The organism is Mycobacterium sp. (assembly GCF_050701675.1).
In the GTDB taxonomy this organism is placed as follows: domain Bacteria; phylum Actinomycetota; class Actinomycetes; order Mycobacteriales; family Mycobacteriaceae; genus Mycobacterium.
The window spans coordinates 1-7,442 of sequence record NZ_JBOGDD010000589.1 but is presented as its reverse complement, the minus strand read 5'-3'; the positions used below and the strand labels follow the sequence as shown (position 1 = coordinate 7,442).

Sequence of the window (7,442 nt, the reverse complement as noted above, 5' to 3'; positions counted from 1 at the left end):
GAGTTCACCGGCATGTACGGCGGCGGCATCAAGGCCAACTACCGTGCGGTGGTCAAGGCGATGACATTCCGCAAGGGCGGCATCTTCCAGCACGCCACTATCGGCGGCAATCACCCCTGGTACACCGACAACATGCTGCAGCTGCCGATGATCGAATCCGACCTCTACGGCGGCCTCGCGATGGCCGGGATCGACGTGTTGGAGGTCCGCGCTCCACTGGGCGGGCTGTCCAACATCGCCTACGCGAAGATCAACACGAGGGGTGCCGGGGACTCTAAGCAGGCGCTCGGCGTCATGCTGACCTGCTCGAAGCAGGGGCTTCCGAAGATCGCCATGGTCTTCGACGAGGACGTCGACATCTGGGACGACAACGCGGTGCAGTTCGCGATGGCGTTTCGCTACATGCCGCACCTGGACACGGTGACCATCCCGAACGGCAACACCATGACGGTCGACCCCATGATCGCCGACGACGCGGCGCCTGGGACCGCCTCGAAGATCGGCTTGGACTGCACCATCCCGATCAGTCCGAAGTTCGTGCGCTCGCACTTCGACCGCAGCACGGTGTTCGAGCTCGGCGATCCGCCGCCGGGCGTCGTCGCCATGTCCGAAGAGGAGCTGACGGCAGACATGGCTGCGCTCATCCGCGAGGCGCCCAGGACGTGGAAGGAGATCCTGCAGAACTACAACGGGCAGCCGTACCGCATCGTCTACGGGGCGTTCAGCAATCTTCGGCACCAACTCGGACGCTGCGACGACGAACCGTGGTACCGCTATACGTTCTCCGACACCGACTTTGCGGTAAGCGCCCAAGAAGCTCCGCCGTCCAACTTCGACCCACGGCACCGGGACTGAACCGCTTCGCCTGCGAAACGTCGTGCGAAGAAACGTGATCCATGTCATCGGCGCGGTCATCGATGACGTGGATCACCCTTGGTCGTCCGGTGCGAGTCCGAACGCCCTCGAGCGAATCTGGTTCCCTTGCTCACCAACGGTGCTGTCGGGGGTCTTGCTGCGGTTATCATCGGCACCTGCTAGCACGCGCGCCATCCGAGCGAATTGCCCCACGTTCGTCGAACTACGGGTTACTGTCTCGGTTGGCTTTGCAATTGACACTGGGAGGGCATGAATGGGCGCCTATCAGACCGTTTTGGTCGGCACTGACGGTTCGGATTCGTCGCTGCGCGCGGTGGATCGGGCAGCGCAGATCGCCGGAGGGGCGGGCGCAAAGCTCATCGTGGCAACGGCGTACTTCCCCCAGAGCGAGGACGCCAGGGCCGCCGACGTTCTCAAGGACGAGGGCTACAAGTTGTCGGGCAACGCCCCGATCTACGCGATCCTTCGCGAGGCGAAGGAACGTGCGCACACCGCGGGCGCCAAGGACGTCGAGGAGAAGGCCGTCGTCGGCGCTCCGGTCGACGCGTTGGTCGATCTGGCGGAGGAGATCAAGGCGGACCTCCTCGTGGTCGGCAACGTGGGTCTGAGCACCATCGCAGGCCGGCTTCTCGGATCCGTACCCGCCAACGTCGCACGCCGATCGAAGTCCGACGTGCTGATCGTTCACACCTCCTGACGCGGAGGCCCCTCACCAACCGCGTTCGCGCCACTCCTCGAGGTGCGGCCGCTCGGCCCCGATCGTGGTGTCGTCACCATGACCTGGGTAGACGACCGTGGTGTCCGGATAGACCTCGAAGACGCGGCTCGTCACGTCGCCGAGTAGGCGCTCGAAGTCCCCGTCCTTCCACGTCTTGCCGACGCCGCCGGGGAAGAGGCAATCCCCGGTGAACAGCTGAACGGCTTCGCCTGCGGCAGGTCCGCTCAGGGCCAGTGCCACCGAGCCCTCGGTGTGCCCCTGTAGGTGGATCACGTCGAAGGTCAGCTCGCCGACGCCGATGGTGTCTCCGTTGGCCAGGATGCGGTCCGGCGGGACGGGCAGCGGGCCTGCGTCGAGTCGATGGGCGGCCGTCGGCGCCCCGGTGGCCTTCACCACCTCCTCGAGCGCGAGCCAGTGGTCTTGGTGCTGATGGCTGGTGACGATGAGCGACAGCGTCGGCGCATACCGTTCGACCAGGTCGAGCAGTATCGAGGCATCGTTCGCGGCGTCGATGAGTAGGGACTCGCCAGTCTGGGAACAGGTGATCAGGTAGGCGTTGTTGTCCATGGGGCCGACGGAGGCCTTGATGATCGTGGCCCCAGGGAGGGTGCGTCGTGCCGCAGTTCGCGGTTCGAGATGGCCGGTGTAGTTGTCGTCGACGACGGTCATGTATGCCACGGTAGCGGGCTTGTCGGGAGGCTTGTCGGACCGTGGACATAACATGGGCGCGGACTGCCTTCGCGGGCTCGCGAGCGGGATGGAATTGGCGGGATGGAATGAAAGACGGGGACTCAGTTGGCTGACCGCCTGATCGTCAAGGGTGCGCGCGAGCACAACCTGCGAGGCGTAGACCTGGATCTGCCCCGCGACTCGCTCATCGTCTTCACCGGACTCTCCGGTTCCGGTAAGTCGTCGCTGGCGTTCGACACCATCTTCGCCGAGGGTCAACGCCGTTACGTCGAGTCGCTGTCGGCGTACGCACGGCAGTTCCTTGGGCAGATGGACAAGCCGGACGTCGACTTCATCGAGGGTCTTTCACCCGCGGTGTCGATCGACCAGAAGTCCACCAACCGCAACCCACGCTCGACCGTCGGCACCATCACCGAGGTGTACGACTACCTGCGCCTGCTGTACGCGCGGGCGGGCACCGCGCACTGCCCCGTGTGTGGTGAGCGGATCGCCAGGCAGACCCCGCAGCAGATCGTCGACCAGGTGCTGGCGATGGACGAGGGCATTCGCTTCCAGGTGCTGGCGCCCGTCGTGCGCACCCGCAAGGGCGAGTTCGTCGACCTGTTCGAGAAGCTCAACAGCCAGGGTTACAGCCGCGTGCGCGTCGACGGCGTCGTGCACACCCTCACCGACCCGCCCAAGCTGAAGAAGCAGGAGAAGCACGACATCGAGGTGGTCGTCGACCGCCTCAGCGTGAAGGCCAGTTCCAAGCAGCGACTCACCGACTCGGTCGAGACGGCGCTTGGCCTCGCCGACGGCATCGTCGTGCTGGAATTCGTCGACGAGGACGAGGGTGCGCCGCACCGGGAGCAGCGGTTCTCGGAGAAGCTCGCCTGCCCCAACGGCCACGCCCTTGCGGTGGACGACCTTGAGCCACGGTCGTTCTCGTTCAACTCGCCGTACGGGGCCTGCCCCGAGTGCACGGGACTTGGCATCCGCAAGGAGGTCGACCCCGAGCTGGTGGTGCCCGATCCCGAGTTGACGCTGGCCGACGGGGCGATCGCGCCGTGGTCGATGGGTCACAACGCCGACTACTTCACCCGGATGCTCGAGGGTCTCGGCGAGACGCTGGGATTCGACGTCGACACCCCGTGGCGCAAGCTTCCGATCAAGGCACGCAAGGCCATTCTCGAGGGCTGCGACGAGCAGGTGCACGTGCGGTACAAGAACCGCTACGGCCGCACCCGCTCGTACTACGCGGACTTCGAGGGCGTGATGGCATTCCTGCATCGCCGCATGGAACAGACCGAGTCCGAGCAGATGAAGGAACGTTACGACGGCTTCATGCGTGACGTCCCGTGCCCCGTCTGCGAGGGCACCCGACTCAAGCCCGAGATCCTGGCCGTCTCGCTCGCCGCAGGGGACGAGGCGAAGTCCATCGCTCAGGTCTCCCACCTTTCGAACGCCGACATCACGAAAATCCTCAACCAGCAAAACAACCTCACGCGTGAGCACGCCATCGCCGGTCAGGTGCTCAAGGAGGTTCAGTCGCGGCTGGGCTTCCTCCTCGACGTCGGGCTCGACTACCTGTCACTGTCGCGCGCGGCGGGCACCCTGTCCGGCGGTGAGGCGCAACGCATTCGGCTCGCCACTCAGATCGGCTCGGGGCTCGCAGGCGTGCTGTACGTCCTCGACGAGCCCTCGATCGGGTTGCACCAGCGCGACAACCGCCGCCTGATCGACACGTTGGTCCGGTTGCGCGACATCGGGAACACGCTGATCGTGGTCGAGCACGACCTCGACACCATCGCCCACGCCGACTGGGTGGTCGACATCGGCCCGGCGGCGGGCGAGCACGGCGGCCTCATCGTGCACAGCGGTAGCTACGCGGATCTTCTGACCAATCCCGAATCCATCACGGGTGCTTATCTTTCCGGCAAGGAAAGCATCGAAGTGCCTGCCATTCGCCGCCCCGTCGACCGCAAACGTCAATTGACGGTGATCGGTGCGCGGGAGAACAACCTGCGCGAGATCGACGTGGCGTTCCCACTCGGTGTACTCACCTCGGTCACGGGGGTTTCCGGGTCGGGCAAGTCCACGCTCGTCAACGACATCCTGGCGTCCGTCCTGGCCAACAAGCTCAACGGCGCGCGTCAGGTTCCTGGTCGCCACACGCGGATCAACGGACTCGACCAGGTCGACAAGCTGGTGCGAGTCGACCAGTCGCCGATCGGCCGCACTCCGCGGTCCAATCCGGCGACCTACACCGGTGTCTTCGACAAGATCCGGACGCTCTTCGCCGCCACCACCGAGGCCAAGGTGCGCGGTTACCAGCCGGGGCGATTCTCGTTCAACGTCAAGGGCGGTCGCTGCGAGGCGTGCTCCGGTGACGGCACCATCAAGATCGAGATGAACTTCCTTCCTGACGTATACGTGCCCTGCGAGGTGTGCCACGGCGCCCGGTACAACCGGGAGACCCTCGAAGTGCACTACAAGCACAAGACCATCTCCGAAGTGCTCGACATGTCGATCGAGGAGGCGACGGGCTTCTTCGAGCCCATCACGTCGATCCACCGCTACCTGAAGACGCTCGTCGACGTCGGACTCGGCTACGTCCGGCTCGGCCAGCCCGCGCCCACACTGTCCGGTGGCGAGGCACAGCGCGTCAAGCTGGCCGCCGAGCTTCAGAAGCGATCGACGGGACGCACCGTCTACGTCCTCGACGAGCCCACCACGGGGCTGCACTTCGAGGACATCCGCAAGCTGCTCAAGGTCATCAACGGCCTCGTCGACAAAGGCAACACCGTCATCGTCATCGAGCACAACCTCGACGTCATCAAGACGTCGGACTGGATCGTCGACATGGGACCCGAAGGTGGTGGCGGCGGTGGCACCGTCGTCGCGGCAGGCACCCCCGAGGACGTCGCTGCGGTGTCGGAGAGCTACACCGGTCAGTTCCTCGCCGAGATGCTCCCGGCACCGGCGCGCACGAAGAAGCGACGCAAGGTCAGCGCTTAGCCCGGCCCGCCTTCGACAGCGGCGATGGGAAGCGGGCGCTGACCCGTGCTCCGTCGAGCCAGTCGGTCAGCTCCTCGGCCTTGCGCGCCAACGCCTTCGACGACGTTGCGTCGACGTCGTCGACGAGTTGCAGGACGACGCGCCCCTCGGGATCCTGCGTCCACCCGCCGACGATCCGGCCGTCGCACCACGCCGTCGGCCCACCGTTGCCGTTGCGGTCGAAGACATGGGCGCGGTGCGCGCCGAGGTACCAGTCCCTCTCCTGCCAGCCCATCGTGGTGACGTCCAGGCCGGGTAACAGTGCGCACCACCGCTCACACGCGGGTTCGGGTTCCAGATCGTCGGGCAGCACGTAGCCCGCGGTTCCATCCATGTCGACCTCGACGGCGCCGAGGTCGCTCAGCGCGCCGCGCGCCCACGTGAGGGTGTGACCGAACCACCACTTCACGTCGTTGACCGTGGCAGGCCCAAACGTCCGTAACCAGGTCCCGACCAGGGCCGTGCGCGCAGCATCGGGGTCCACCGACTCGTGGCTCGCGCCGAGCCACTGCGCCGCCGCCGACCATTTCGGGCGCGACGTCGTCCAGGTGCCCTCGTTGGGTCCGCGGACAACGAGACCCTGCACCCCGAGCACCGTGATCACCCGAGGCGAGATGGGACCCGCACCGCCATAGGACTTTCCGGGTGCTGGGTCGTAATCGCCCGCCAGTTGGGGGAGCGCCGCGCGCAGGTCTCTGGCACTGGTGTGGCCGTTCTCGGCGAGATGAGCCAGGACGGCAGCCGACGCGTCGTCGAGCCAGGCTTCGCCGTCTTCGGCGATGCCTGCCGTCACCACGTCCGCGACCAGCTTGCGTCGCTCGTTGGCGGCGACGCGGTCGCTGGCCGCGGACTGCACGGCAGGAAGGTCGTCGGCATCGAGCACCCAGAGCGTGCGCCGCATGGCGAGATGCTTGACCACGGATCTGTCTTCGTAGAGCGCGGTGTCGAGGTCGGTGAGGCTGAAGCCGGCGATGCGCGCCCACAGCGACAGATAGGGCGTCGCGGGATCGGTGGCATGAAGGCCGACGAACTGCCCCGCGACGTCCGCGACGCCCGCCTCGGTGCGTTCAGCCAGGAGGTGGCGGCGCGCCAGCCGCGTCCGCCGCTCCGCGACGGTGAAGGAGCGCACCGCTCAGGCTTGCCCGGGCTCGGGGCCTGGCTCGTCGCGCATCGACGCCCGAATCTCCTCGAGCCGGTCGTGGGCGGCGCGCTGCCGAGCCTCGTACTGCTCCTCGACCTGGCGCCCCTCGGCGGTCTCCGACGCCAGTTCCGACGAACCGATCGCAGTGCCGTACCTGGTCTCGATCTTCTCCCGCACCGACTCGAAGGTCGGCACTCCGTCGGGGGTGTAGCCGGTGTCGGCGGGTATCACGGGGAGCTGCTCGGGCGGGGTCGGCGCGTCGGCCGGAACGATCTCCGCGTCGACGATCTCCTCGGGCTCGGCTGCATCGGACACGTTCTCACCGTACTCCCGGCAATTGTTGGGATCGGTAGCGATTCGGGCCTCGTGTACTTGCCTCACGACGACGCCATCGGGGCGGAGCGAAACGAAGGGAAATTCCGATGAAGAGCATCGTGACTGCGGGCATCGGCATGGCAGCGGCGGCACTGGTTCTGGTCGGCTGCTCGGACGACAAGGGTTCGGCGCCAGAGGCCAGCACACCAGCCGCGGGTGGAGACAGCAGCACCCAGGTCAGCACCAGCGGCAACAGCGAGGTCAAGGTGGAGGGCCAGGATCTGGCGGGGCTGGATCTCAACTCGGTGACGTGCGTCAAGGCCGACGGCAAGATCAACGTGGCCAGCGGCGCGGTCGGCGGCCAGCAGGGCGTCGCCGTCGTGATGACCGACGGGGCTACTCCGACGGTCGAGTCGCTGGGCCTGGTCGTCGACGGCAGTGCCCTCGCCGTTGCCCAGATGGGCGGCATGAACTCCGGTTCCGCGGACGTCGCCGTCGACGGCAGCACCTACACGATCACCGGTGAAGCGCAGGGCGCCGACATGGCGAACCCGATGGCGGGGATGATCACGAAGAAGTTCGAGATCAAGGTGACCTGCAACTGACGGGCCCCACCGCGGGCGGGGCGAGCGGAGCGACGGGGGGAGTGGCGGACGTGCTCGACAC

6 protein-coding genes and 1 pseudogene are annotated in these 7,442 nt (G+C 66.5%); 4 read left to right on the top strand and 3 right to left on the bottom strand.

What is annotated here, in order from left to right; genetic code table 11:
• Together ACRDUX_RS18180 and ACRDUX_RS18175 are read left to right on the top strand one after the other, a co-directional pair.
• Window positions 1–855: pseudogene (locus ACRDUX_RS18180) on the top strand (hypothetical protein); the annotation flags it as partial.
• Window positions 856–1,129: 274 nt separating this feature from the next.
• Window positions 1,130–1,573, top strand: a complete 444-nt coding sequence (locus ACRDUX_RS18175) for a universal stress protein (protein WP_526384973.1) — start codon at window positions 1,130–1,132, stop codon at window positions 1,571–1,573.
• A gap of 12 nt (window positions 1,574–1,585) precedes the next feature.
• On the opposite strand, the gene ACRDUX_RS18170 is transcribed toward ACRDUX_RS18175, so the two are convergent.
• Complete coding sequence (locus tag ACRDUX_RS18170; protein ID WP_526415415.1) at window positions 1,586–2,263, bottom strand: MBL fold metallo-hydrolase; 678 nt, start codon at window positions 2,261–2,263, stop codon at window positions 1,586–1,588.
• A gap of 126 nt (window positions 2,264–2,389) precedes the next feature.
• On the opposite strand from ACRDUX_RS18170, the gene uvrA reads away from it, so the two are divergent.
• The gene (gene uvrA, locus ACRDUX_RS18165; protein ID WP_526415414.1) at window positions 2,390–5,281 is read left to right on the top strand and encodes an excinuclease ABC subunit UvrA; all 2,892 of its coding nucleotides are present in this window, start codon (window positions 2,390–2,392) and stop codon (window positions 5,279–5,281) included.
• On the opposite strand, the gene ACRDUX_RS18160 is transcribed toward uvrA, so the two are convergent.
• Both ACRDUX_RS18160 and ACRDUX_RS18155 read right to left on the bottom strand, forming a co-directional pair.
• Complete coding sequence (locus tag ACRDUX_RS18160; RefSeq protein ID WP_526415413.1) at window positions 5,271–6,449, bottom strand: DNA glycosylase AlkZ-like family protein; 1,179 nt, start codon at window positions 6,447–6,449, stop codon at window positions 5,271–5,273. The genes uvrA and ACRDUX_RS18160 overlap by 11 nt on opposite strands.
• 3 nt (window positions 6,450–6,452) lie before the next feature.
• Window positions 6,453–6,776 carry a hypothetical protein gene (locus ACRDUX_RS18155; protein WP_526415412.1) on the bottom strand — a complete coding sequence of 108 codons (324 nt, stop codon included), beginning with the start codon at window positions 6,774–6,776 and terminating at the stop codon, window positions 6,453–6,455.
• Between the two features lie 107 nt (window positions 6,777–6,883).
• Between ACRDUX_RS18155 and ACRDUX_RS18150 the strand changes: the two genes are divergently transcribed.
• On the top strand, window positions 6,884–7,381 hold the full coding sequence (locus ACRDUX_RS18150) for a lipoprotein LpqH (RefSeq protein ID WP_526415411.1): 498 nt from the start codon (window positions 6,884–6,886) through the stop codon (window positions 7,379–7,381).
• Window positions 7,382–7,442: the final 61 nt, after the last annotated feature.

What these genes read in the sequence shown, in the direction of transcription:
- ACRDUX_RS18175 (WP_526384973.1), top strand. Translation starts at nt 1,130, where the DNA reads ATGGGCGCCTATCAGACCGTTTTGGTCGGCACTGACGGTTCGGATTCG.
- ACRDUX_RS18170 (WP_526415415.1), bottom strand. Translation starts at nt 2,263, where the DNA reads ATGACCGTCGTCGACGACAACTACACCGGCCATCTCGAACCGCGAACT.
- ACRDUX_RS18150 (WP_526415411.1), top strand. Translation starts at nt 6,884, where the DNA reads ATGAAGAGCATCGTGACTGCGGGCATCGGCATGGCAGCGGCGGCACTG.